This is a genomic window from Geodermatophilus sp. SYSU D00698 (assembly GCF_054050335.1).
This window is the reverse complement of the sequence record NZ_JBJGZD010000009.1, coordinates 139,567-161,827: the sequence shown is the minus strand read 5'-3', so window position 1 is coordinate 161,827 and position 22,261 is coordinate 139,567. Positions and strand designations below refer to the sequence as shown.

23 protein-coding genes are annotated in these 22,261 nt (G+C 75.3%); 7 read left to right on the top strand and 16 right to left on the bottom strand.

Translation table 11 applies throughout. The features are described from left to right. Positions 1 to 255 precede the first annotated feature (255 nt). Positions 256 to 1,674 carry an OFA family MFS transporter gene (locus tag ACI8AB_RS11040; protein ID WP_456950170.1) on the top strand — a complete coding sequence of 473 codons (1,419 nt, stop codon included), beginning with the start codon at positions 256 to 258 and terminating at the stop codon, positions 1,672 to 1,674. After that, positions 1,671 to 1,829 (top strand): MFS transporter small subunit, encoded by a 159-nt coding sequence (locus tag ACI8AB_RS11035; RefSeq protein ID WP_387992157.1) that lies wholly within the window; start codon positions 1,671 to 1,673, stop codon positions 1,827 to 1,829. The genes ACI8AB_RS11040 and ACI8AB_RS11035 overlap by 4 nt, the downstream gene beginning before the upstream one ends. Here the strand turns inward: ACI8AB_RS11035 and ACI8AB_RS11030 are convergent. The 8 genes from ACI8AB_RS11030 to purB all read right to left on the bottom strand — a co-directional run bounded on the left by ACI8AB_RS11030 (position 1,819) and on the right by purB (position 9,502). Then, the gene (locus tag ACI8AB_RS11030; protein WP_456950169.1) at positions 1,819 to 2,229 is read right to left on the bottom strand and encodes a sterol carrier family protein; all 411 of its coding nucleotides are present in this window, start codon (positions 2,227 to 2,229) and stop codon (positions 1,819 to 1,821) included. The genes ACI8AB_RS11035 and ACI8AB_RS11030 overlap by 11 nt on opposite strands. Continuing rightward, positions 2,229 to 4,562, bottom strand: coding sequence for a phosphoribosylformylglycinamidine synthase subunit PurL (gene purL / locus ACI8AB_RS11025; protein ID WP_456950168.1), 2,334 nt, complete (start codon positions 4,560 to 4,562; stop codon positions 2,229 to 2,231). The genes ACI8AB_RS11030 and purL overlap by 1 nt, the downstream gene beginning before the upstream one ends. Next, complete coding sequence (purQ, locus tag ACI8AB_RS11020) at positions 4,559 to 5,230, bottom strand: phosphoribosylformylglycinamidine synthase subunit PurQ (protein WP_456950167.1); 672 nt, start codon at positions 5,228 to 5,230, stop codon at positions 4,559 to 4,561. Before purQ ends, purL begins: the two co-directional genes overlap by 4 nt. A 3-nt stretch (positions 5,231 to 5,233) precedes the next feature. Next, positions 5,234 to 5,473: a phosphoribosylformylglycinamidine synthase subunit PurS gene (purS, locus tag ACI8AB_RS11015; RefSeq protein WP_387992145.1), complete on the bottom strand. Its 240-nt coding sequence runs from the start codon at positions 5,471 to 5,473 to the stop codon at positions 5,234 to 5,236. Positions 5,474 to 5,576: 103 nt separating this feature from the next. Next, complete coding sequence (locus ACI8AB_RS11010) at positions 5,577 to 6,455, bottom strand: endonuclease domain-containing protein (RefSeq protein WP_456950166.1); 879 nt, start codon at positions 6,453 to 6,455, stop codon at positions 5,577 to 5,579. A gap of 121 nt (positions 6,456 to 6,576) precedes the next feature. After that, complete coding sequence (locus ACI8AB_RS11005; RefSeq protein WP_456950165.1) at positions 6,577 to 7,335, bottom strand: alpha/beta fold hydrolase; 759 nt, start codon at positions 7,333 to 7,335, stop codon at positions 6,577 to 6,579. Next, on the bottom strand, positions 7,335 to 8,192 hold the full coding sequence (locus ACI8AB_RS11000; RefSeq protein ID WP_456950164.1) for a phosphoribosylaminoimidazolesuccinocarboxamide synthase: 858 nt from the start codon (positions 8,190 to 8,192) through the stop codon (positions 7,335 to 7,337). Before ACI8AB_RS11000 ends, ACI8AB_RS11005 begins: the two co-directional genes overlap by 1 nt. Positions 8,193 to 8,194: 2 nt before the next feature. Beyond that, positions 8,195 to 9,502 (bottom strand): adenylosuccinate lyase, encoded by a 1,308-nt coding sequence (gene purB, locus ACI8AB_RS10995; RefSeq protein ID WP_456950163.1) that lies wholly within the window; start codon positions 9,500 to 9,502, stop codon positions 8,195 to 8,197. A 101-nt stretch (positions 9,503 to 9,603) separates the two neighbouring features. Between purB and ACI8AB_RS10990 the strand changes: the two genes are divergently transcribed. After that, positions 9,604 to 11,031, top strand: a complete 1,428-nt coding sequence (locus tag ACI8AB_RS10990) for an AI-2E family transporter (protein WP_456950162.1) — start codon at positions 9,604 to 9,606, stop codon at positions 11,029 to 11,031. Here ACI8AB_RS10990 and ACI8AB_RS10985 read toward each other — a convergent pair. The 3 genes from ACI8AB_RS10985 to rsgA all read right to left on the bottom strand — a co-directional run bounded on the left by ACI8AB_RS10985 (position 11,028) and on the right by rsgA (position 13,794). Further along, entirely contained in the window at positions 11,028 to 11,435 is a 408-nt protein-coding gene (locus ACI8AB_RS10985; RefSeq protein ID WP_456950161.1) for a DMP19 family protein, read from the bottom strand. The two genes, ACI8AB_RS10990 and ACI8AB_RS10985, sit on opposite strands and share 4 nt — an antisense overlap. Further along, positions 11,428 to 12,684, bottom strand: a complete 1,257-nt coding sequence (purD, locus tag ACI8AB_RS10980; RefSeq protein ID WP_456950160.1) for a phosphoribosylamine--glycine ligase — start codon at positions 12,682 to 12,684, stop codon at positions 11,428 to 11,430. Before purD ends, ACI8AB_RS10985 begins: the two co-directional genes overlap by 8 nt. Positions 12,685 to 12,762: 78 nt before the next feature. After that, positions 12,763 to 13,794: a ribosome small subunit-dependent GTPase A gene (gene rsgA / locus ACI8AB_RS10975; RefSeq protein ID WP_456950159.1), complete on the bottom strand. Its 1,032-nt coding sequence runs from the start codon at positions 13,792 to 13,794 to the stop codon at positions 12,763 to 12,765. 162 nt (positions 13,795 to 13,956) lie between these two features. Here rsgA and ACI8AB_RS10970 point away from each other — a divergent pair, with 162 nt between their 5' ends. Continuing rightward, the gene (locus ACI8AB_RS10970) at positions 13,957 to 14,958 is read left to right on the top strand and encodes a glycerophosphodiester phosphodiesterase family protein (protein ID WP_456950158.1); all 1,002 of its coding nucleotides are present in this window, start codon (positions 13,957 to 13,959) and stop codon (positions 14,956 to 14,958) included. A 90-nt stretch (positions 14,959 to 15,048) separates the two neighbouring features. Here the strand turns inward: ACI8AB_RS10970 and ACI8AB_RS10965 are convergent, their stop codons facing one another. Next, complete coding sequence (locus ACI8AB_RS10965; protein ID WP_456950157.1) at positions 15,049 to 16,338, bottom strand: adenylosuccinate synthase; 1,290 nt, start codon at positions 16,336 to 16,338, stop codon at positions 15,049 to 15,051. A 67-nt stretch (positions 16,339 to 16,405) separates the two neighbouring features. On the opposite strand from ACI8AB_RS10965, the gene ACI8AB_RS10960 reads away from it, so the two are divergent. From ACI8AB_RS10960 to ACI8AB_RS10950, 3 genes are all read left to right on the top strand, one after another. Continuing rightward, positions 16,406 to 17,020 carry a hypothetical protein gene (locus ACI8AB_RS10960; protein ID WP_456903921.1) on the top strand — a complete coding sequence of 205 codons (615 nt, stop codon included), beginning with the start codon at positions 16,406 to 16,408 and terminating at the stop codon, positions 17,018 to 17,020. Between the two features lie 88 nt (positions 17,021 to 17,108). Further along, positions 17,109 to 18,155, top strand: a complete 1,047-nt coding sequence (locus ACI8AB_RS10955; protein ID WP_456950156.1) for an ABC transporter permease — start codon at positions 17,109 to 17,111, stop codon at positions 18,153 to 18,155. Continuing rightward, on the top strand, positions 18,152 to 18,955 hold the full coding sequence (locus ACI8AB_RS10950) for an ATP-binding cassette domain-containing protein (protein WP_456950155.1): 804 nt from the start codon (positions 18,152 to 18,154) through the stop codon (positions 18,953 to 18,955). Before ACI8AB_RS10955 ends, ACI8AB_RS10950 begins: the two co-directional genes overlap by 4 nt. Positions 18,956 to 18,976: 21 nt before the next feature. Here ACI8AB_RS10950 and ACI8AB_RS10945 read toward each other — a convergent pair whose 3' ends face one another. From ACI8AB_RS10945 to ACI8AB_RS10930, 4 genes are all read right to left on the bottom strand, one after another. Further along, on the bottom strand, positions 18,977 to 19,120 hold the full coding sequence (locus tag ACI8AB_RS10945; protein WP_387992103.1) for a GPGG-motif small membrane protein: 144 nt from the start codon (positions 19,118 to 19,120) through the stop codon (positions 18,977 to 18,979). Positions 19,121 to 19,279: 159 nt separating this feature from the next. Next, positions 19,280 to 19,687 (bottom strand): DUF3151 domain-containing protein, encoded by a 408-nt coding sequence (locus tag ACI8AB_RS10940; protein ID WP_456950154.1) that lies wholly within the window; start codon positions 19,685 to 19,687, stop codon positions 19,280 to 19,282. A gap of 3 nt (positions 19,688 to 19,690) precedes the next feature. Continuing rightward, positions 19,691 to 20,725, bottom strand: a complete 1,035-nt coding sequence (fbaA, locus tag ACI8AB_RS10935) for a class II fructose-bisphosphate aldolase (protein ID WP_387992097.1) — start codon at positions 20,723 to 20,725, stop codon at positions 19,691 to 19,693. 75 nt (positions 20,726 to 20,800) lie between these two features. Further along, a complete protein-coding gene (locus ACI8AB_RS10930; RefSeq protein WP_456950153.1) occupies positions 20,801 to 22,195 on the bottom strand; it encodes an FAD-binding oxidoreductase in 1,395 nt (464 codons plus the stop codon). Between the last annotated feature and the right edge of the window lie 66 nt (positions 22,196 to 22,261).

Sequence of the window (22,261 nt, the reverse complement as noted above, 5' to 3'; positions counted from 1 at the left end):
ACGCCGCAGGCCGCGACGTCGACCACCGCCTCACCCGGCCCCGGATCGGGCACCAGGACCGTCTCGACGCTGACCGGTTCTCCCTTGCCGCGGGCGACGACGCCCCTCACCTCGTAGGCCATGCCGGGAGCCTATGGGCGGCCCGGCGGGGTCCGCGCCCGCTGCTCCCGCTGGCCGGGAACCCCGCCCCGACGGGCAGGTTCCCGAACCCGGCCGTAGCGTTCCCCGCAGTCGTCGTCCCCGTGGAGGTCCCCCGTGGCGCTGCCCGGCTTCCTGCGCCGTGAGCGCATCGTCGCCCGTCCCGGCTTCAACCGCTGGCTGATCCCGCCGGCGGCCCTGGCGGTGCACCTGTGCATCGGGCAGGCCTACGCCACGAGCGTCTACAAGCCCGCGCTGGTCGAGCACTTCGACACGTCGCTGACGGCGATCGGCATCATCTTCTCGATCGCCATCGTCATGCTGGGCCTGTCGGCCGCCCTGTTCGGGACGTGGGTCGACCGCAACGGCCCCCGCGCGGCGATGTTCACCGCGGCCTGCCTCTGGGTCACCGGCTTCCTCGTGGGCGGGCTGGGGATCGAGACCCGCCAGCTGTGGCTGGTCTACCTCGGCTACGGCGTCATCGGCGGCATCGGCCTGGGCATCGGCTACATCTCGCCGGTCTCCACGCTGATCAAGTGGTTCCCCGACCGGCCGGGCCTGGCCACCGGCATGGCCATCATGGGCTTCGGCGGCGGCGCGCTGATCGCCTCGCCACTGTCCCGGCAGGTGATGAGCTGGTACGACCCGGCCTACGACCCCGGCACCCAGGGCTCGGTGCCGAACGGGGACGCCGTCGCGGCGCTGTTCTTCACCTTCGCCGCGCTCTACCTGGTGTTCATGATGTTCGGCGCCTTCATCGTGCGGGTGCCCGGCGAGGGCTGGAGGCCCGCCGGCTTCGACCCGTCGACGATCAAGCAGAAGGCCCTGGTCACCACCGAGAGCGTCTCGGCCAACAACGCGATCAAGACCCCGCAGTTCTGGCTCCTCTGGGTGGTGCTGTTCTGCAACGTCACCGCGGGCATCGGCATCCTCGAGCAGGCCGCGCCGATGATCCAGGACTTCTTCCGCACCGGGGACACGTCGCTGGTGGCCGGGACCGCGGCGGCCGGCTTCGTCGGGGTCCTGTCGCTGGGCAACATGGCCGGCCGCTTCGTGTGGTCCTCGACGTCGGACTACATCGGCCGCAAGCCGATCTACATGGTCTACCTCGGCGTCGGCCTGCTGCTCTACGTCGCGCTGGCCACCATCGGCAACAGCGCCACCTGGGTGTTCGTGCTGCTCGCCGCGGTGATCATCTCGTTCTACGGCGGCGGGTTCGCCACCGTCCCCGCCTACCTGCGCGACCTGTTCGGCACCTACCAGGTGGGCGCCATCCACGGCCGGTTGCTCACCGCGTGGTCGGCGGCCGGTGTTGCCGGGCCGCTGATCGTCAACAGCGTCCTGGACACCCAGGGTGAGCCGGGCAGCCTGGTGGCGGCCAACTACCGGCCGGCGCTGTTCATCATGGTCGGCCTGCTGGCCGTCGGGTTCGTCGCGAACCTGCTGGTGCGGCCGGTGGCCAGCAAGTGGCACGAGCCGCACCGCGACGCCGCCCCGGCCGCCCCCTCGACCCCGGAACGGAGCGCCGCCCGATGAGCACGCCGCTGTCGAAGACGACCTCGCCCGACGGGCAGCAGCCCGTGCACACGCCCACCGGGCTGATCGCGTTCGCGTGGACGCTGGTCGGCGTCCCGCTGGCCTACGGGCTGTACCAGACGGTCAAGACCGCGCTGACGCTGTTCACCGGCTGAGGTCCTGCGTACAGGTCCGCCGCAGCGGAGGCAGCGGCAGGTGGGCCGACAGGTCGGCGCGGTTGCCGCTGGCGCTGACCAGCCCCCCGGCGACGGCCTCGGCCCAGCCGAGCCCGCCGGTGGCCAGCCGCAGCCAGGTGGCCGCGTCGGTCTCGACGACGTTCGGCGGCGTGCCCCGGGTGTGTCGCGGCCCGGGCACCAGCTGGACGGCGACGTGCGGCGGCACCCGCAGCTCCACCGAGCGGCCGGGTACCTGCTGGGCCAGCCACCGCGCGGTCGTCTTCACCGCGGCGCCCAGCACCGACCGCGGGGGCTGCTCGGCCTCCCCGGCCAGCCAGGGGCGGACGGCGTCGACGGCGGCGCGCAGCTCCTCGGCGGGGATCGGCTGCTGCGCGGGCATCAGCTGGTGGGGACGGTGCCCGCCGGGACGGTGCCCACGGTGGCCTCCGGCGACCCGAACAGCGCCGGGAGGGTCGCCGTCCACGCCGCCCGGAGCTCGGCCAGCGGCAGCTCGCCGACGCCCTCGACGGCGAGGACGTCGCCGCCGGTGGTGCCGAGCTCGGTGACCGCGACGCCGGCCCACTCGGCGGTGGTGCGCACCGCCTCGGGGTCGGTCGTGGTGACGACGGCGCGGGCGCCGGACTCGCTGAACAGCGCGGTGAACGCGTCGTCCCCGAGCCGCAGCGTCGCCCCGGTGCCGTAGCGGAGCGCGGACTCGGTCAGCGCCTGGGCCAGGCCGCCGTCGGCGAGGTCGTGCGCGGAGGTGACCAGGCCCTCGCGGCCCAGGGCCCCGAGCAGCTCGCCGAGGGTGTGCTCGGCCTCGAGGTCGACGGCCGGCGGGCGGCCGCCGAGGTGGCCGTGGACGACGCTCGCCCACGCCGACCCGCCGAACTCCGGCCGGGTCTCGCCCAGCAGCAGCACGGTCTCGCCGGCGGCCCGCCAGCCGGTGGGGACCCGGGTGCGGACGTCGTCGTGCACGCCCAGGACGCCGATGACCGGCGTCGGGTTGATGGCGACGTCGCCGGTCTGGTTGTAGAGGCTCACGTTGCCGCCGGTGACCGGGAGGCCGAGGGCGCGGCAGGCGTCGGCCAGGCCGCGGACGGCCTCGGCGAACTGCCACATGACCTCGGGCTCCTCGGGGGAGCCGAAGTTCAGGCAGTTGGTGACCGCCAGCGGCCGGGCGCCGGTGACGGCGACGTTGCGGTAGGCCTCGGCGAGGTTGAGCTGCGCGCCGGCGTAGGGGTCCAGCCGGGTGAATCGGGCGTTGCCGTCCAGGGCGAGGGCGATGCCGCGGTGGGTGTCCTCGTCGATGCGGACCACGCCGGCGTCGTCGGGCTGGGCGAGCACGGTGTTGCCGCGGACGTAGCGGTCGTACTGCTCGGTCACCCAGGTCTTGTCCGCGCCGTCGGGGCTGGCGACGACGGCCAGCCAGTGCGCGGTGAGCTCCTCAGGCGTGGCCGGGCGGGGCAGCGCGGCCGGGTCGTCGGCCTGCAGGGCGTCGAGGTCGGCGGGGCGCTGCATCGGCCGCTCGTAGACCGGGCCCTCGTGGGCGACGGTGCGCGGCGGGACGTCCACGATGCGCTCGCCGTGCCAGTCGACGGTGAGCCGGTCGCCGTCGGTGACCTCACCGATGACGGTGGCCAGCACGTCCCACTTGCGGCAGACGGCGAGGAAGGCGTCCACCTTGGCCGGCTCGACGATCGCGCACATGCGCTCCTGCGACTCGCTCATGAGGATCTCGGCGGGCGTCAGGGTGCTGTCGCGCAGCGGGACGCGGTCGAGGTCGACGTGCATGCCGCCGGTGCCGGCGCTGGCCAGCTCGGAGGTGGCGCAGGACAGCCCGGCGCCGCCGAGGTCCTGGATGCCGGTGACCAGGTCGGCGGCGAAGATCTCCAGGCAGGCCTCGATGAGCAGCTTCTCGGTGAACGGGTCGCCGACCTGCACGCTCGGCCGCTTGGCCGGACCCTCCTGGTCGAAGGTCTCGCTGGCCAGCACGCTCACGCCGCCGATGCCGTCACCGCCGGTGCGGGCACCGAACAGGACGACCTTGTTGCCGGCGCCCTCGGCCTTGGCCAGGCGGACGTCCTCGTGCCTCATCACGCCGACGCACAGCGCGTTGACCAGCGGATTGCCGGCGTAGCACTCGTCGAACAGCAGCTCGCCGCCGATGTTGGGCAGGCCCAGGCAGTTGCCGTAGCCGCCGACGCCGGCGACGACGCCGGGCAGCACCCGGGCGGTGTCGGGGGCGTCGGCCCGGCCGAAGCGCAGCGAGTCCATGACGGCGACCGGCCGGGCGCCCATGGTGAGGATGTCGCGGACGATGCCGCCGACCCCGGTGGCCGCGCCCTGGTAGGGCTCGACGTAGCTGGGGTGGTTGTGCGACTCGACCTTGAAGGTGACCGCGTAGCCGTCGCCGACGTCGACGACGCCGGCGTTCTCGCCGATGCCGACCAGGAGGTGCTCGCTGCGCGGCAGGTCGCCGAACCGGCGCAGGTGCACCTTGGAGCTCTTGTAGGAGCAGTGCTCGCTCCACATGACCGAGTACATGGCCAGCTCGGCGGTGGTGGGCCGCCGGCCGAGGATGTCGCGGATCCGCGCGTACTCGTCGCTCTTCAGGCCGAGTTCGGCGAAGGGCTGCCCGACGTCCGGGGTGCTCTCCGCGAGCGCGACGGTGTCGAGCCGGTCGGCCAGCGGGCCGGGGCCCGTGTCGAGGTCGGAGAGACCCTGCGTCATGCGCTGACGACCGCCTTCAGGACGCTGGTGAAGAAGCCGAGCCCGTCGGTCGACGGCCCGGTGAGGTCCTCGACGGCGTGCTCGGGGTGGGGCATGAGCCCGACGACCCGGCCGTCCTCGCTGGTGACCCCCGCGACGTCGCGCAGGCTGCCGTTGGGGTTGCCGCCGACGTACCGGACCGCGACCCGGCCCTCGCCCTCGAGCCGCTCGAGCTCGGCCGGCGCGGCGACGTAGCGGCCCTCGCCGTTCTTCACCGGGACGACGATCTCCTGGCCCTCGGCGTAGGCCGAGGTCCACGCGGTGTCCGCCCGCTCGATGCGCAGCCGCTGGTCCCGGTTGCGGAAGTGCAGGTGGCTGTTGCGGGTGAGCGCGCCGGGCAGCAGCCCCGCCTCGCAGAGGACCTGGAAGCCGTTGCAGATGCCGAGGACCGGCATGCCCTCCCGCGCCCGGTCGACGACGTCCTGCACCAGGGGCGCGCGGGCGGCGATGGCGCCGGCGCGCAGGTAGTCGCCGTAGGAGAAGCCGCCGGGCAGGACGACGGCGTCGACGTCCTTCAGGTCGTGGTCGGCGTGCCAGAGGACGACGGGCTCGGCGCCGGCCAGCCGCACCGCGCGGGCGGCGTCGACGTCGTCGAGGGAGCCCGGGAAGGTGATGATCCCGATGCGCACGGCTCAGGCCCCCGGCAGGTGCAGCTCGACGTCCTCGATGACGGGGTTGGCCAGCAGCGTCTCGGCGATCTGCTTGAGCTCCGCCTCGTCCGGGGTGCCCTCGACGTCGAGGACGAAGTGCTTGCCCTGGCGGACCCCGGTGACCTGCGTGTGGCCGAGGCGGCCGAGTGCGCCGAGCACCGCCTGCCCCTGCGGGTCGGAGATCTCCGGCTTGAGGACGACGTCGACGACCACCTGCGGCACGGCTCCCGAGCGTACCCGGGCCCCGCACCCGGCCTGCCCGTCCCCGCGAGATCGGCGGTCTCGTGGCCATCGGCGGCTGATCGCCACCAGACCGCCGATCTCGTCAGCGCAGGGCCCGGCGGACCTCCGTCACGACGTCGTCGGGCCTGCCGAGGACGTCCGCGGAGGTGAACCGGAGGACCGTCCACCCCGCGGCGACGAGCCGGTTCTGCCGGCGCAGGTCGCCGACGAAGACGTCCCGCCCACGGTGGACGTCGCCGTCGAACTCGACGAGCACCCGCCGGTCGGGCCACGCCAGGTCCGCCCGGCCGAGCTGCCGCCCGGTGGCGTCGCGGACGACGTGCTGGAGGGCCGGGACGGGGAGACCGGCGGCGTGCAGCAGCCACCGCAGCACCGACTCCATCGGGGACTCGGCGCGGGGGTCGGCGACCGGGAGGACGGCGCGGGCGCGGGCCGATCCGCGGCCGGCCGGCCGCCGGGCCAGCTGGCGGTCGAGGTCGGACCGCGACACCCAGCGGTCGAGCAGCTGGTCGGTCACGGCGAGCAGCGCGGGCGGCTGCAGGACCCCGGCGAGGTCCCGCCACGTCCTCGCCGGGGTGGTCACCGGCACCGAGCCCCGCCGGGTCACGTCCTCGGCGGGCAGCGGCGTGCGGTGGACCCGGCGGTCACGGCGGCTCCCCGGACGCGAGCTCATCGGGACGGTCACGTCGACCCTCCGGTCCGAACGGTCCTGCAGCGGGATCTCCACGTCCCACAGCGCCGCGGCGGTCGCGTGACTGGCCACGGCGCCGGGAGGAGCCGTGAGCAGGACGGCGGCGAGCCGGGACCGCACCTCGCCGGACAGCGCCCGCGGCAGGTAGGTGTCGCGGGAGAGGCGCTCGACGTCGGCGTGCCGCAGCTGCCAGTCGCGGATGCCGGCGTCCAGCGCCCGGGCCCGGGTCGCGGGGCCGGTGAGACGGGACCGCACACGTCGGGTCGGCATCCGCGCACTCTGCCCAGGACGGCGCCACCCCCGCTCCGATCGTCCACAGGTCCGCGCGAGATCGGCGCTCTCGTGGCGATCGAGCGCTGATGACCACGAGACCGCCGATCTCGCGAGGGCGTCAGGGGGCGACGAGGCGCCACACGGCTTCGGGGGCCTCCCAGTGCGCGTTGTGCCCGGCGTCCTCGAGCAGCACCGCACCGGGGTCGACCCGTCGCATCGCGTCGAGACCGACCATCGGGTCGGTCGCGCCGGCGGCCAGCCGCAGCGGCGCCTCCGCGCGGGACAGGACCTCCTCGACCGGCGGGCCGACGGCGCCGAACACGCGCGGGTCCAGCGCCGCGGTGAACCCGCCGCCGGCCTCGCGGACCCCGGCGAGGGCCACCCCGGAGGCCGGGTCCACCAGCCCGGTCAGCCCGGCCAGCCGCAGGTGCCGCGCGGCGGCCTCGGCGGCGGTCGGGAACACCTGCGGCGGGCGGCCGGCCAGCGAGCGGGCCCGCGCGACCTCGTCGTCGGTCCAGTCGATCTTGACCCCGACCGCGACGACCCGGACGACGTCGACGCCGTACCAGCCGCCGGCGAGCACCGCGCCGACGACGCCGCCGAAGGAGTGCCCGAGCACGGTCACCCGCGTGGCCCCGCGGTCGGCCGCCACCGCGGCCACGTCCGCGGCGTGCACCGCGTACCCGTAGGGCGGCTCGGCCACGGAGCGGCCGTGCCCGCGCAGGTCGGGGACCGCCCAGGACCCGGGCCAGGACCGCTCGGCCAGCGGCAGCAGCCGGTCCCACACCGCGCCGGTCGCGCCGAGCCCGTGCAGCAGCAGGAGCAGGTCCCCGCCCGACCCGCCGGAGCGGTACCCGATGCCCGCGCGCGTCCGCATCAGCGGAAGGAGGTGCCGGTCAGCTGCTCGTAGGCGGCGACGTAGCGCTCGCGGGTGGCGGAGACGACGTCGTCGGGGAGCTCCGGCGGTGGCGAGACGCGGTCCCAGCCCGAGGAGGTCAGCCAGTCGCGGACGTACTGCTTGTCGAACGAGGGCTGCGGGGCCCCGGGCGCCCACGACGACGCCGGCCAGAAGCGCGACGAGTCCGGCGTGAGCACCTCGTCGCCGAGCACCAGGCCGCCGTCGGCACCGAGGCCGAACTCGAACTTCGTGTCGGCCAGCAGGATGCCCGCCCCCGCGGCGACCTCCGCGCCCCGCCGGTACAGCGCCAGCGTCAGCTCCCGCAGCTCCTCCGCCCGCGCGGCGCCGACGAGGGACACCACGCGCGCGAAGTCGATCGCCTCGTCGTGCTCCCCCACCTCGGCCTTCGTCGACGGCGTGAACACCGGCTCCGGCAGCCGCGAGCCCTCGACCAGCCCGGGCGGGAGCGGCACGTCGCGGATGGAACCGGTGCGCGAGTACTCGACGGTCCCCGAGCCGGACAGGTAGCCGCGCGCCACGCACTCGACCGGCAGCATGTCCAGCCGCCGCACGAGCATCGCCCGCCCGGCGACGCCGGCCGGCACGTCGGTGGCCGACACCAGGTGGTGGGTGGCGCCGAACGCGGACAGCACCGGCGTCAGCTGCTCGAACCACCACACCGACAGCTGGGTGAGCACCCGCCCCTTGTCCGGGATCGGCGTCGGCAGCACGTGGTCGTAGGCCGAGATCCGGTCGGAGGCGACCAGCAGGAGGCGGTCGTCGCCGGCGTCGTAGACCTCCCGCACCTTGCCGCGGGCGACCAGGGGCAGGTCCACGGTCACGTCAGCGCGGCCAGCCGGTCGAACAGCGGGCCGAGGTTGCGCACGTAGCCCTCGGGGCGGCAGATCTCGTCCAGCCGCGCCTCGTCGAGCGTCACGCCGGAGGAGTCCGCGCGGGTGCGCAGCGTCGACCGGAACGGCGTCCCGGAGTTCCACGTCTCCATCGCCGCGCCCTGCACCAGCGCGTAGGCGTCCTCGCGCGAGAGCCCGGACTCGACCAGCTCCAGCAGCACGGCGGAGGTGTAGATCAGCCCGCCGGTGAGGTCGAGGTTGGCCCGCATCCGGTCGACGTCGACGACCAGGTTCTCCACCAGGCCGGTGGTCAGGTGCAGCAGGTAGTCGGTGGTGATCGCGGCGTCGGGGAGGAACACCCGCTCGGTGGACGAGTGCGAGATGTCCCGCTCGTGCCACAGCGGGATGCCCTCCATCACCGGGACGACGGCGGCGCGCACCACCCGCGCGAGCCCGGCGATCCGCTCCGAGCGGATCGGGTTCTTCTTGTGCGGCATCGCGCTGGAGCCCTTCTGGCCGGAGCCGAAGGCCTCCGACAGCTCCCGCACCTCGGTGCGCTGCCCGTGCCGGACCTCGAGCGCGATGGTCTCGCAGACGGTGGCGATGACCGCCAGCGCGGCGACCCACTCGCTGATCGAGTCGCGGATGACCACCTGGGTGGAGGCGTCGGCCGGCCGCAGCCCGAGCGCCTCGGCGACCACGACCTCCACCGACGGGTCGATGAGCGAGTAGGTGCCGACGGCGCCGGAGATCGCGACGACGCCGACACGCTCGCGTGCCGCGCGCAGCCGGTCGCGGGAGCGGGCCGTCGCGAACGCGAGGTCGGCCACCCGGTGCCCCCACACCACCGGCTCGGCGTGCACGCCGTGCGTGCGCCCGACCCGCAGGGTCTGCCGGTGCGCCAGGCCGTGGTGGCGCAACGCGGCGACCAGCCGGTCGGCCTTGGCCAGCAGCACGTCGGTGGCCTCGGTGAGCTGCACGGCGAGCGCGGTGTCGAGCAGGTCCGACGACGTCATGCCGTGGTGCACGTAGGCCGCCGCCGAGCGGGGCTCGGTGTTGTCGGCCCAGGCGGTGAGGAAGGCGATGACGTCGTGCTGCGTCGTCTCCTCGATCTCCGCGACGCGGGCGGCGGTCGGCGGCGGGGCGTTGCGCACCGGCTCGACGACGTCGGCCGGGACCCGCCCGGCGGCCGCGTGCGCCTCCAGCACCAGCGTCTCCACCCGGCACCACAGCTCGTACTTGTGCTCGTCGCTCCAGACCCGGCCCATCTCGGGGAGCGTGTAGCGGTCGATCACGCGGGTACCCCCGGCAGCCGGTCGAGTCGTCGGAACACGGGAGCATCCTCCCGCAGCGCTAGCGTGATCGAGAACGGCCCCCACCGACCGCGGAGGACCCCATGCTGCGACAGGCCGGCTCCCTGGTCGCCCGCGCGCGCGAGCGCATCCGGGCGGCGGGTGAGCGGGACCCGCACGCGTGGCCCGAGCGCGACGACGACCGGGCGATCCTGGTGCACGACGAGGTGTACGACGAGGAGGCCGACGCCGGTCCCGCCGACCCGCTGGCCGACGGTGAGCCGCCGCTCGGCAGTCCCGAGCCCGGCGCCCCCGACCTCGACGGGCCGCTGGGTGCGGGCGGGGTGAGCGGCCCCCCGGAAGGCGGGCGCCCGCACCGGGCCGCCGAGCGCGGCCGCCGGCTGCTGGGCCCGGGCCGCGAGGCCCCGCAGGGCGACGCCGCGGTGCCCGGCGCGCTGCGCACGGCGGCGGCCTGGTCGTGGCGGCTGATCGTCGTCCTCGCGGGGCTGTACGTGCTGCTCTACGCGGCGGCGTACGTCGCCGTGGTGATCGTCCCGGTCATGGTCGCGCTGCTGCTGGCGGCGTTGCTGCAGCCGGGTGCGGCCGCGCTCATCCGGCGCGGGTGGCCGCGGTCGCTGGCCGCGATGGCGATGCTGCTGGTCGGGCTGGCCGTCGTCGCCGGGATCATCACGCTGGTCGTCGAGCGGTTCAGCGCCGGCTTCTCCGACCTCGCCGACCAGGTCAGCCAGGGCCTGGACCAGATCCGCGACTTCGTCGTCGAGACCTTCCCGGTCACCCAGCGGCAGATCGACGACGCGGTGACCGCCGCCCAGGACGCCATCGTGTCCAACCGGGAGACGCTGGCCACCGGCGCGCTCACCACGGCCGCCACGGTCGGCGAGGTGTTCACCGGCGTCGTCCTGGCGCTGTTCACGCTCTTCTTCTTCCTCAAGGACGGCCGGTCCATCTGGCTGTGGCTGGTCGGCCTGTTCCCCCGCGACTCGCGCGCGTTCATCGACGAGGCCGCCCGCCGGTCGTGGCGCACGCTCATCTCCTACGTCCGCGCCACCGTCGCCGTGGCGCTGGTCGACGCCGTCGGCATCGGCGTCGGCCTGGCGGTCCTCGGCGTGCCGCTGGTGATCCCGCTGGCCGCGCTGGTGTTCCTCGGCGCGTTCATCCCGATCATCGGGTCGTTCCTGGCCGGCTCGATCGCGGTGCTGGTCGCGCTGGTCGCCGTCGGCCCGATCAAGGCGCTGATCGCGCTGGCGATCGTCGTCCTGGTCATGCAGCTCGAGGGGCACGTCCTGCAGCCGCTGCTGCTGGGCAAGGCGGTGCACGTGCACCCGCTGGCGGTCGTGCTGGCGATCGCCGCCGGCCTGCTGGTCGCCGGGATCTTCGGCGCGCTGATCGCGGTGCCGGTGGTGGCCTGCGCGAACGTCGCCGGCACCTACCTGTCCCGCCGGCACGACGGCCCGCGCCCGCCCGAGCCGCGGCCCGAGCGGGCGAGGCCGGCGGTCGGCGTCCGCGGCTAGGGGACGTCCCCGGCCGGGGCGTAGGCCCCCGGGTGGGCGGCGAGGTGGGCGCGGAACGCCCGGTCGATCGTCTCGTCCCACTCCGGGAGCGCGGCGTCGTAGCGCCGGCCGGCCTCGACCTCGAGCCGCTCGGCCGCGTCGGCGTCGTCCTCCCGCAGCGCGGCGGCCTCCCGGGCGACGTCCTCCACCGCGTCGGCGGCCGCGTCCAGCCCCAGCAGGCGGAAGCCGGTGACCGCGGCGGCGCGGCGGCCGGGCCCGAGGCCCTCGACCGCGTGCAGCAGGCCGCCGTTCATCGCCATCCCGTGGCAGAGGAGCACCGCGGCCAGCGCGGCGTCGCCGGGGTGGGTCGCCGGGACGTCCGGGTCGCAGGCGCGGTCCCAGATGCGGTCGGCGGGGTCAGCCAACGCTGATGCGCCCCTCGACGGCGGCCAGCGCGATGTCGCTGCGCCAGTGCGCGCCGGCCAGCCGGACGGCGGCCACCCGCTCGTAGGCGGCCTGCCGCGCGGTGGCGAGGTCGGCGCCCGTGGCGGTCACCGCGAGCACCCGCCCGCCGGCCGAGCGGACGGTGCCCTCGGCATCCACGACGGTGCCCGCGTGCAGCACGCCCTCGCTGTCGGCGCCGGCGATCGGGTCGCCCGTGCGCGGCCGCTCGGGGTAGCCCTCGGCCGCGACGACGACGGTGACCGCCGCGCCGTCGCGCCAGCGCAGCGGCGGGTGGTCGGCGAGCGTGCCGGTGGCCGCGGCGTGCAGCAGCCCGGCCAGCGGGGTCTCCAGCAGCGGCAGCACCACCTCGGTCTCGGGGTCGCCGAAGCGGGCGTTGAACTCGACCACCCGCACGCCGCGAGAGGTCAGCGCCAGGCCCGCGTAGAGCAGCCCGCTGAACGGCTCGCCGCGGCGGCGCATCTCGTCGACGGTCGGCTGCAGGACGGTGGCCAGCACCTCGTCGACCAGGCCCGGCGGCGCCCAGGGCAGCGGGGCGTAGGCGCCCATCCCGCCGGTGTTGGGGCCGGCGTCGCCGTCGTCGCGGCGCTTGTGGTCCTGCGCGGGCAGCAGCGGCAGCACCGTCGTCCCGTCGGTGACGGCGAACAGCGACACCTCCGGGCCGTCGAGGTACTCCTCGACCAGCACCGCTCCCCCGGCGTCGAGCACCCGGTGCCCGTGGGCGACCGCGGCGTCCCGGTCGGTCGTGACGACGACGCCCTTGCCGGCGGCCAGCCCGTCGTCCTTGACCACGTACGGCGCGCCTGCCTCGTCGAGCGCCGTCTCCAGCTCGGCGGGCCCGCCGACGGGCCAGGAGCGGGCGGTCGGCACCCCGGCGGCGGCCATGACGTGCTTGGCGAAGGACTTGCTGCCCTCGATCTGCGCGGCCTGCTGCGACGGGCCGAAGCAGGCGACGCCGGCGTCGCGGACGGCGTCGGCGGCGCCGGCGACCAGCGGTACCTCGGGGCCGACGACGACCAGGTCGGCGGCCCAGCCGGTGGCCAGCGCGGCCACCGCCACCGGGTCGGCGACGTCGAGTGCGGCCTGCTCGGCGATGCGGGCGGTGCCCGCGTTGCCCGGCGCGCAGGCCAGCGCGGTCACCGCGGGGTCGGACTGCAGAGCGACGCACAGGGCGTGCTCCCGGGCACCGGAGCCGATCACGAGCACGCGCACGGACCGCGACCCTACCCATGAAGGACCCCGTCCTCCCCACCCCGCGCACGCTCGGGGCGGTGCCCTGGACGGGGCCTGCTACCGCACCCGGTTCGGCTGGGACCGGTACGCCCGGTGCAGCGCCTTGACCCGCTGGTGCTCGGCGGCGCGGGCGCGGGCGTCGGCCCGCAGCAGCTGGCGGCGCGCCTCGGCCTGCAGCTTGCGCCAGCCCAGCAGGCGGCCCGGGTCGAGCCGGCCCTCGTCGATCGCCGCGGCGACGGCGCACCCGGGCTCGGTGCGGTGCTCGCAGTCGCGGAACCGGCAGTGGGCGGCCAGCTCGGCGACGTCGGCGTAGGCGGTGTCCACGCCCTCGTCGTCGTAGAGGCCGAGCTCCCGCATGCCGGGGGTGTCGACGAGCAGGCCGCCGCCGGGCAGGACGTGCAGCTCGCGGGAGGTGGTGGTGTGCCGGCCGCGGCCGTCGGCCTCCCGGATCTCCCGGGTGGGCGCCACCTCGCGGCCGGCCAGCGCGTTGGCCAGCGAGGACTTCCCGACGCCGGACGGCCCCACCATCGCCGCCGTCACGCCGGGCCCGAGCAGCGCCCGCAGCGCGTCCAGGCCCGCGCCGGTGCGCGCGCTGACGGCCAGCACCTGCGCGCCGACGGCGTCCTCGGCCACCTCCGCGACGGCGGCGGCCACGTCGTCGCACAGGTCGGCCTTGGTGAGGACGACGACCGGCGTCGCCCCGCTCCCCCACGCGACGGCGAGGTAGCGCTCGACGCGGCGGGCCCGGGTCGGGCCGGCGAGCGCGTCGACGACGAGGACCAGGTCCAGGTTCGCGGCGACGACCTGCGCGGCGGAGGTGCGCCCGGCGACCGTGCGGGTGAACGCCGAGGTGCGGGGCAGCAGCGCGACGGCGAGCTCCCCGCGCAGCGCCACCCAGTCGCCGACCGCGGGTGCCGCCACCCCGTCGGGGTCGTGCAGCGCGGCGGCGGGGTGCACGCGCCGCTCGCCGTCGGCGGTGAGCACGGTCAGCCGGCCGCGGTCGACCCGCGCCACCCGTCCGGGCTCGGTCCCCGGCGGGAGCTGCGCCAGACGCGCCCGGGACCAGCCGATCCCTGAGAGATGTGTCACGGGGTGGATGGTCCCGCGCAGGTCAGCGCGGTGTCCTCCCAATTCTCAGAGACTCGCCAGTCCGCGTTCGCCATCCCGACACCTCGGTCGGGTGTTCTGGACGGCATGCACGCGATCGAGTCGCTTGCGACTCCCGCCGTGGCCCGGTCCTCCCGTCCGCTCGTGGTGGGGCACCGCGGTGCCTGCGCCTACCGGCCGGAGCACACGATCGCCAGCTACGAGCTGGCCATCGACATGGGCGCCGACCTCATCGAGCCCGACATCGTCGTCACGAAGGACGGCGCGCTGATCGCGCGGCACGAGAACGAGCTGTCGCGCACCACCGACGTCGCCACCCGGCCGGAGTTCGCCGACCGCCGCACCACGCGCCGGGTGGGCCGCAAGCGGCGCACCGGCTGGTTCGCCGAGGACTTCACCCTCGCCGAGCTGCGCACCCTGCGCGCCGTCGAGCGGCGGCCGGACCTGCGCCCGCTCAACACCGCCTACGACGGCCAGTTCGGGGTCCTCACCCTCGAGGAGGTCGTGGAGCTGGCCCGCCGGCGGTCGACGCCGCTGCGGCAGGTGCGCGTGCTCGCCGAGCTCAAGAAGCCCAGCTGGTCGGCCGAGCGCGGCCAGCCGATGGTCGAGCTGGTCGCCGCCGAGCTGCGGCGGCTGGACGCGACCTCCCCCGACGGCACCGTCGTCGTCCAGTCCTTCGACGCCGCGGCCCTGCGCCGGCTGCGCGCCGACCTCGGGGACGACGGCCCGACCATGTTCCAGCTGGTCGACGTCACCGCCTGCGACGACCACCTGCTCACCAACGCCGGGCTGCGCGCGGTGTCCACCTACGCGCAGGGCATCGCGCCCTGCGTGGACCACGTCCTGCTGCGCGACGCCGACCAGCGGATGACCGGCGTGTCCGACCTGCTGCCCCGCGCGCACGCCGCCGGCCTCACGGTGGTGCCGTGGACGCTGGCGGCGGAGAACGAGTTCCTCCCGCGGCACCTGCGCAGCAGCGAGGACCCGGCCGCCCGGGGCGACGCGCTCGGGGCCGCGCGGCTGCTGCTCGCCCTCGGGGTCGACGGGATCATCACCGACAACCCCGACGTCGTCGTCGCCGCCCGCGCCGAGCTGGAGCACACGGCCGCCCCCGCGATCGACACCGCGGTGGACACCGCCGCCTGACCGGAGCCGCCTGACCGGAGCCGCCCGACGGGAAGGCCCCTGCAGGGTCCCGCCGCGAGCCTGCGAGTGGCGGGGGCAGGGGGTCCTCCGTCAGTCGATCAGGTCGTGGACGACGACGTTCTCGTCGCGGCCCGGGCCGACGCCGATCACGCTGATCCGCGCGCCGGAGAGCTCCTCGAGGCGGCGGACGTAGGCCTGCGCCTCGGCGGGCAGCTCGTCGAAGGAGCGGCAGTGCCGGATGTCCTCGGACCAGCCCGGCATCTCCTCGTACACCGGCTTCGCGTGGTGGAAGCCGGTCTGGGTCATCGGCATCTCCTCGTGCCGGACGCCGTCGACGTCGTAGGCGACGCAGATCGGCACCGTCTCCAGCCCGGAGAGCACGTCGAGCTTGGTGAGGAAGTAGTCGGTGATCCCGTTGACCCGGCTGGCGTAGCGGGCGACGACGGCGTCGAACCAGCCGCAGCGGCGGTCGCGGCCGGTGGTCACGCCGACCTCGCCGCCCTGCTTGCGCAGGTACTCGCCGTTGGCGTCGAACAGCTCGGTCGGGAACGGGCCCGAGCCCACGCGGGTCGTGTAGGCCTTGAGGATCCCGACCACCCGGGAGATGCGGGTGGGGCCGATGCCGCTCCCGGTGGCCGCGCCGCCCGCCGTCGGGTTGGACGACGTCACGAACGGATAGGTGCCGTGGTCGACGTCGAGCAGGGTGCCCTGCGAGCCCTCCAGCAGCACCCACTCGCCGGCGTCGAGCGCGTCGGCGAGCATCAGCCGGGTGTCGGCGATGCGGCCCTTGAGCTGCTCGGCGTAGCCGGCGTACTCCTCGACCACCTCGTCGACGTCGATGGCCTTGCGGTTGTAGACCTTGACCAGGACCTGGTTCTTCTCGATCAGGGTGCCCTCGAGCTTCTGCCGCAGGATCGACAGGTCCAGCAGGTCGGCCACCCGGATGCCGGTGCGGGCCACCTTGTCGCCGTACGCGGGGCCGATGCCGCGGCCGGTGGTGCCGATCTTGCGCTTGCCGAGGAACCGCTCGGTGACGCGGTCCAGCGCGCGGTGGTGCGGCATGATCAGGTGGGCGTCGGCCGAGATGACCAGCCGCGAGGTGTCGACGCCGCGCTCCTCCAGTCCGGCGAGCTCGCCGATGAGCACCTGCGGGTCGACGACGACGCCGTTGCCGATGACCGGCGTGCAGCCCGGCGTGAGGATCCCCGACGGGATCAGGTGCAGGGCGTAGCGCTCGCCGTCGGGCGTGATGACGGTGTGCCCCGCGTTGTTGCCGCCCTGGTAGCGGACCACGTAGGGGACGCGGCCCCCGAGCAGGTCGGTGGCCTTGCCCTTGCCCTCGTCGCCCCACTGGGCGCCGATCAGCACGACTGCCGGCATCTCGCTGTCGTCCCCCTCAGGACTCGTCACCGGCGGTCGACCGGCTGGCAGGTGGCAGGGTATCGGCATGCCCCTCGTCGAGTTCGACCTGCGCGGTCTCGCGCCCGGACGGGCGCCCGAGCGGGCCGTCCTCGCCGAGGCGCCGGACGCGGACTCCCTGCTGGTGCGCGGCCCTGTGCCGGCGCTCGCGGGCGTGCTGGCCGTGCTGCACGCCGCCGGCCGGACGGCGGAGGTCCCGGTGTCCTGGGACCCCGCCGACGACAGCGCCTCCCGGGGGCTGGCCCGGGACCTGGGCATCGGCAGCGGCGGGGAGCGGGAGCTGTCGCTGGTCCGCGACGACCACGGCGGGGTGCTGCTGCAGCACGGCCGCTACGAGGCCGCCGGGAAGGGGCGGCTGCCGCTGGCCGCGCGCCTGGGCGTGCAGGCCCACCACGACGACGCCCGGGTGGCCGACGGGATGGTGGCGCGGATCGACGTGCGGCCGGACTGGACCGCCGTCGACACGATCCGCGTCGTCGTCTCCCCGCAGCTGATGCGCCCGCCGCGGCGGAGCTCCGGCCGCGCGCTGCAGCTGGCCAGCGACCCGGCCCGGGTCACCCGCGACGGCGTCCCCTACCCGCGGCCGGTCTCCCGCTGGACCTGGTACGCCGACGACCGGGTGCGCTGGCGCCTGCGCCCCTGAGGGGGACGCGATCGCGGCCGCCGTCGTGGACACTGGAGGGACTCCAGACCGAGGAGGCCCTCCTGCGACCGTTCCCCCCGGTGGCCCGGTGACCGTCGACCGCCTGCCCGCGTTCCGCGTCGCCCCGCCGCGCCGGCGGCTGCTCGACCGGGCCCTCGCCCGGCCCAGCCTGGTCGCGGTCCTCGGGCTGGTGATCGTCCTCGTCCTGTTCGGGCTCCGGACGCCCGACCTGCTCACGCCGGCCGGGCTGGGCGGGGTCCTCGACGCCGCGGCGCTGCTCGGCATCGGCGGCGTGGCGGTGGGCCTGCTCATGGTCGGCGGCCACTTCGACCTGTCGATCGGCACCGTCACCCTCGGCAGCGCCGTCCTCACCGCGCTGCTCGCCGGCCCCGCCGGGTGGGGCATCTGGCCCGCGCTGGCGACGTCGCTGGCCGCGGCCCTCGCCGTCGGGCTGGTCAACGGCTGGCTGGTGGTGCGCACCGGGCTGCCGAGCTTCCTGGCCACCCTCGCCACCGCGCTGGTGCTGCAGGGCACCACCCTGTCCGGCGTCCCGCTCGTCGCGGGCGCGCCGCGGATCAGCGGCCTGGACGAGGCGCCCGGCTGGTCCTCGGCGTCCGCCGTGTTCGGCGCCACCGCCGAGGTGGGCGGCGGCACCTTCCCGGTGTCGCTGCTGTGGTGGCTGGCCGCCACCGCGGGCGCCGGCTGGCTGCTGTGGCGGACGCGGTTCGGCAACGAGGTGCTGGCGATGGGCGGCTCCCGCCGGGCGGCCCGCGAGCTGGGCGTGCCGGTCCGCCGGACGACGCTGGTGCTCTACGCGCTGACCGCGACGGCGGGCTGGCTGCTCGGCACGCTGGCGCTAGTGCCGGCCGCGAGCGTCGGCGCCACCCCGGCCCTGGTGAGCGCCATCGACTACGTGGTGGTCGCGGTGATCGGCGGCTGCCTGCTGACCGGCGGGCAGGGGTCGATGGCCGGCGCCGCGGTCGGCGCGCTGCTCTACGCCGCCGCCCGCGAGGGCGTGGAGCTCGCCGGGTGGGACCCGCGCTGGTCGCAGGCGCTGCTCGGCGTCGTGCTGCTGGTCGCGCTGCTGGTGGGAGGGGTGGTGCGCGCCCGGCTGCGGGCCGCGCCGCGCTCGTGACCGCCGTGCCACCGGTGCTGGAGCTGCGCGGGCTGAGCGTCCGCCACGGCGGCGTGCCGGCGCTGGACCGGGTCGCGGTCGCGCTGGAGGGCGGTCGCATCACCTGCGTGCTCGGCGAGAACGGCGCGGGCAAGTCGACGCTGGTGTCGGTGCTGTCGGGGCTGCGCCGGCACGACGAGGGCGAGCTGCTCCTCGACGGCGTCCCGGTGCGCTTCCGCAGCCCCCGGGCGGCGCGGGCTGCGGGGATCGCCACGGTCTGGCAGGACCTCGCCGTCGCGCCGCTGCTGCCGGTGTGGCGCAACCTGTGCCTGGGCGCCGAGCCGACCCGCCGGCCGTGGCCGCTGCGCCGCCTGGACGTCGACGCCGCCCGGGAGACCACCGTGCGCGCCCTGGACCGCATCGGCGTCACCGGCATCGACCCCGACCAGCCGGTGAACACGCTCCTGCCGGGGTCGCGGCAGAGCCTGGCGATCGCGCGGGCGGTGCACTACGGCTCGCGGGCGCTGGTGATCGACGAGCCGACCGAGCCGATGACCATCGCCCAGCACACGCTGGTCGGGCAGGCGGTGCTCGGCGCGCGGGCGCAGGGGCTCGCCGTCGTCGTCGTCACCCACAACCCGCGCTACGCGCACCTGGTGGGCGACCGCTTCCTGCTGCTGGCCCGCGGCCAGGTGGCCGGCGACCTCACCCGCGCCGACGTCGACGCCGACGACCTGACCCGGCTCATGGCCGGCGGTGAGGAGCTCACCGCGCTGACCGCCCGCCTGCAGGAGCTGCACCCCGAGCTCGGCGACCGCTAGGCCGCCGAGCCCGGGGGCGGGTCAGGTGAAGAGGCTGACGCCGCCGGGGCCCACCAACAGGCCCACGACGATCAGCACGATGCCCCAGAGCAGCTGCTTGCGGAGGATCGCGAAGATGCCGGCGACCACCAGGACGACGGCGAGGATCCAGAGGAGCGTTGCCACGGACACCTCCTGTGACGGGCGCCCCGGCGGGGCGCGCTGGACACGGAGTGTTCTCCCGGCGAGGCCGCCCCGCCCGGTGAACGCAGTGGTGCGGGGGCGGCCTCACCCGTCACGGTGACCGTGGGTGATCCGGGCCGGGTCCCGGGGAAGGAGCCCGGGTCAGGGTGCGAGCGAGGGGTCGCAGTCGCGCAGCAGCTGGGTGCAGCGCTCCTGCTCGTCGGTCTCGCCGATCGCCTCGGCGGCGCGCGCGAGCACGGTGACGCAGCGCAGGAAGCCCCGGTTGGGCTCGTGCGACCACGGCACCGGGCCGTGGCCCCGCCAGCCGTTCCTCCGCAGCGCATCCAGGCCGCGGTGGTAGCCGGTGCGGGCGTAGGCGTAGGCCTCGATGGTGCGGCCGTCCGCGAGCGCGGCCTCGGCCAGCGCCGCCCAGGCCGCGCTGGCCCGCGGGTGGCCGGCGGCGACCTCGGCGGGGTCCGTGCCGGCCGCCAGCGCGGCCTCCGCCTCGGGGTCGCCGGGCAGCAGCGTGGCCGGCGGCTCGCCGAGCAGGTTCTGGTGCGCGTGGGTCACGGCTCAGGCGCCCTGCGACTGGCCGGCCGACAGCAGGTCCTCGCACGCGGTGACGACGCGGGCGGCCATGCCGGTCTCGGCGGCCTTGAGGTAGCTGCGCGGGTCGTAGGTCTTCTTGTTGCCGACCTCGCCGTCGATCTTCAGCACGCCGTCGTAGTTGCTGAACATGTGCCCGGCGATCGGCCGGGTGAAGGCGTACTGGGTGTCGGTGTCGACGTTCATCTTCACGACGCCGTAGGACAGCGCCTCGCGGATCTCCGACTGCAGCGAGCCCGAGCCGCCGTGGAAGACGAAGTTGAACGGCTTGCCGCCGTCCCCGAGGCCGAACTCCTGCGACACGACCTCCTGGCCCTGCTTGAGGACCTCCGGGCGCAGCTTGACGTTGCCCGGCTTGTAGACGCCGTGGACGTTGCCGAAGGTCGCCGCCAGCAGGTAGACGCCGCGCTCCCCGAGGCCGAGCGCCTTGGCGGTGGCCACGAAGTCGCCGGGGGCGGTGTAGAGCTTCTCGTTGATCTCGTGGGCGACGCCGTCCTCCTCGCCGCCGACGACACCGATCTCCAGCTCGAGTACGATCTTGGCCGCCGCGGTCTTCTCGAGCAGCTCCTCGGCGATCTGGAGGTTCTCCTCCAGGTCGATCGCCGAGCCGTCCCACATGTGCGACTGGAACAGGGGCGCCTGGCCCGCGTCGACCCGGTCCTTCGACAGCGCGATCAGCGGCCGGACGTAGGAGTCGAGCTTGTCCTTGGGGCAGTGGTCGGTGTGCAGCGCGACGTTGACCGGGTACTTCTCCGCGACGACGTGCGCGAACTCGGCCAGCGCGACGGCGCCGGTGACCATGTCCTTGACCCGGGTGCCGGAGCCGAACTCCGCGCCGCCGGTGGAGAACTGGATGATGCCGTCGCTGCCCGCGTCGGCGAACCCGCGGAGGGCCGCGTTGATCGTCTCCGACGAGGTGCAGTTGATGGCCGGGTAGGCGAAGCCGCCCTCCTTCGCCCGGCTGATCATGTCGGCGTAGACCTCGGGGGTCGCGATGGGCATCGGGGCACTCCTGTCGATCGACGCTGGTCGGCGGTCAGTATCTCCCGGGCGCGGAACCCCCGACAGGCCCCCGTCTCAACCCCTGCGGCGCAGCACCTTGCCGGGGTTGAGCAGGCCGGCCGGGTCGAGGGCGTCCTTGATCCGGCGGTGCACGTCCAGCGACACCTCGCCGATCTCGCGCTCCAGCCACTCGACCTTGATCGAGCCGATGCCGTGCTCGCCGGTGACCGTGCCGCCCAGCGCCAGGCCCAGCTCCAGGACGTCGTCGAAGGCGGCGAACGCCCGCGCCCGCTGGTCGGGGTCGGTGGGGTCGAAGCAGACCGTCGGGTGCATGTTGCCGTCGCCGGCGTGCCCGACGACGCCGATGGTCAGTCCCCGCCGCACGGCGATGCCGTCGCAGCCGTCGAGGAACTCGGCGATCCGCGAGCGGGGCACGGCGACGTCGTCGATGAGCGTGCTGCCCAGCTGCTCGAGCGCGGGCAGCGCCATCCGGCGGGCGGCGAGCAGCAGGTCGCCCTCGGCGGGGTCGGCGGTGGTGTGCACGAGCTCCGCGCCGGCCTCGCGGCACAGCCGCGCCAGCGCCTCGACCTCGGCGAGCGCCGCCTCGCCCCCGGCGTCGGACTGCGCGACGAGCAGGGCGTGCGCGGCCCGGTCGAGGTCGGCGTGCAGCAGGTCGTCGACGGCGCAGATGCAGGTGTTGTCCATGACCTCCAGCAGGCTGGGCACCAGCCCTGAGGTGACCACCCGCTCGACCACCTGCCCGGTCTGCGCGGTGGTGGCGAAGGTGGCCACCAGGGTCACCGGCTGCTGCGGCGCCGGGCGCAGCGCGAGCGTGGCCTCGGTGATGACGCCGAGGGTGCCCTCCGAGCCGACGAACAGCCGGGCGAGGTCGTAGCCGGCGACGCCCTTGACCGTGCGGCGCCCGGTGCGCAGCACCCGCCCGTCGGCGAGGACCACCTCGAGGCCGAGCACGTAGTCGGTGGTGACGCCGTACTTCACGCAGCACAGGCCGCCGGAGTTCTGCGAGAGGTTGCCGCCGATCGTGCACCAGTCGTAGCTGGAGGGGTCCGGCGGGTAGAACAGCCCGGAGCCGGCGACGGCGTCGCGCAGCTGCTTGTTGACCACGCCGGGCTGGACGACGGCGAGCCGGTCGGCGGCGCTGACCTCCAGGACGGCGTCCATGCGGGTCATGACCATGGTGATCGCGCCGTCGACGGCGTTGCTCGCGCCGGCCAGCCCCGAGCCCGCGCCGCGCGGGACGACCGGGACGCCGTGCCGCGAGGCGACCCGCATGACCGCGGCGACGTCGTCGGTGCTCCGGGGGAGGACGACCGCGGCGGGGGTGCCGGCCTCGGCGAGCATCGCCTGGTCGCGGGCGTAGGCGGCGGTGACGTCGGGGTCGGTGAGGACGCCGTCGCGGCCGAGCACGGCGGCGAGCTCGTCGACCCACGCGGTGGCGAGTGTGGTCACCGCCACACCGTACGGCCGATCCCGGGCACGTCCGCGGAGATGTCCCGCGCACCTCCGCGGATCTGC

What these genes read in the sequence shown, in the direction of transcription:
- ACI8AB_RS11035 (WP_387992157.1), top strand. Translation starts at nt 1,671, where the DNA reads ATGAGCACGCCGCTGTCGAAGACGACCTCGCCCGACGGGCAGCAGCCC.
- ACI8AB_RS11030 (WP_456950169.1), bottom strand. Translation starts at nt 2,229, where the DNA reads ATGCCCGCGCAGCAGCCGATCCCCGCCGAGGAGCTGCGCGCCGCCGTC.
- purL (WP_456950168.1), bottom strand. Translation starts at nt 4,562, where the DNA reads ATGACGCAGGGTCTCTCCGACCTCGACACGGGCCCCGGCCCGCTGGCC.
- ACI8AB_RS11010 (WP_456950166.1), bottom strand. Translation starts at nt 6,455, where the DNA reads ATGCCGACCCGACGTGTGCGGTCCCGTCTCACCGGCCCCGCGACCCGG.
- ACI8AB_RS11005 (WP_456950165.1), bottom strand. Translation starts at nt 7,335, where the DNA reads ATGCGGACGCGCGCGGGCATCGGGTACCGCTCCGGCGGGTCGGGCGGG.
- ACI8AB_RS10990 (WP_456950162.1), top strand. Translation starts at nt 9,604, where the DNA reads ATGCTGCGACAGGCCGGCTCCCTGGTCGCCCGCGCGCGCGAGCGCATC.
- ACI8AB_RS10965 (WP_456950157.1), bottom strand. Translation starts at nt 16,338, where the DNA reads ATGCCGGCAGTCGTGCTGATCGGCGCCCAGTGGGGCGACGAGGGCAAG.
- ACI8AB_RS10960 (WP_456903921.1), top strand. Translation starts at nt 16,406, where the DNA reads ATGCCCCTCGTCGAGTTCGACCTGCGCGGTCTCGCGCCCGGACGGGCG.
- fbaA (WP_387992097.1), bottom strand. Translation starts at nt 20,725, where the DNA reads ATGCCCATCGCGACCCCCGAGGTCTACGCCGACATGATCAGCCGGGCG.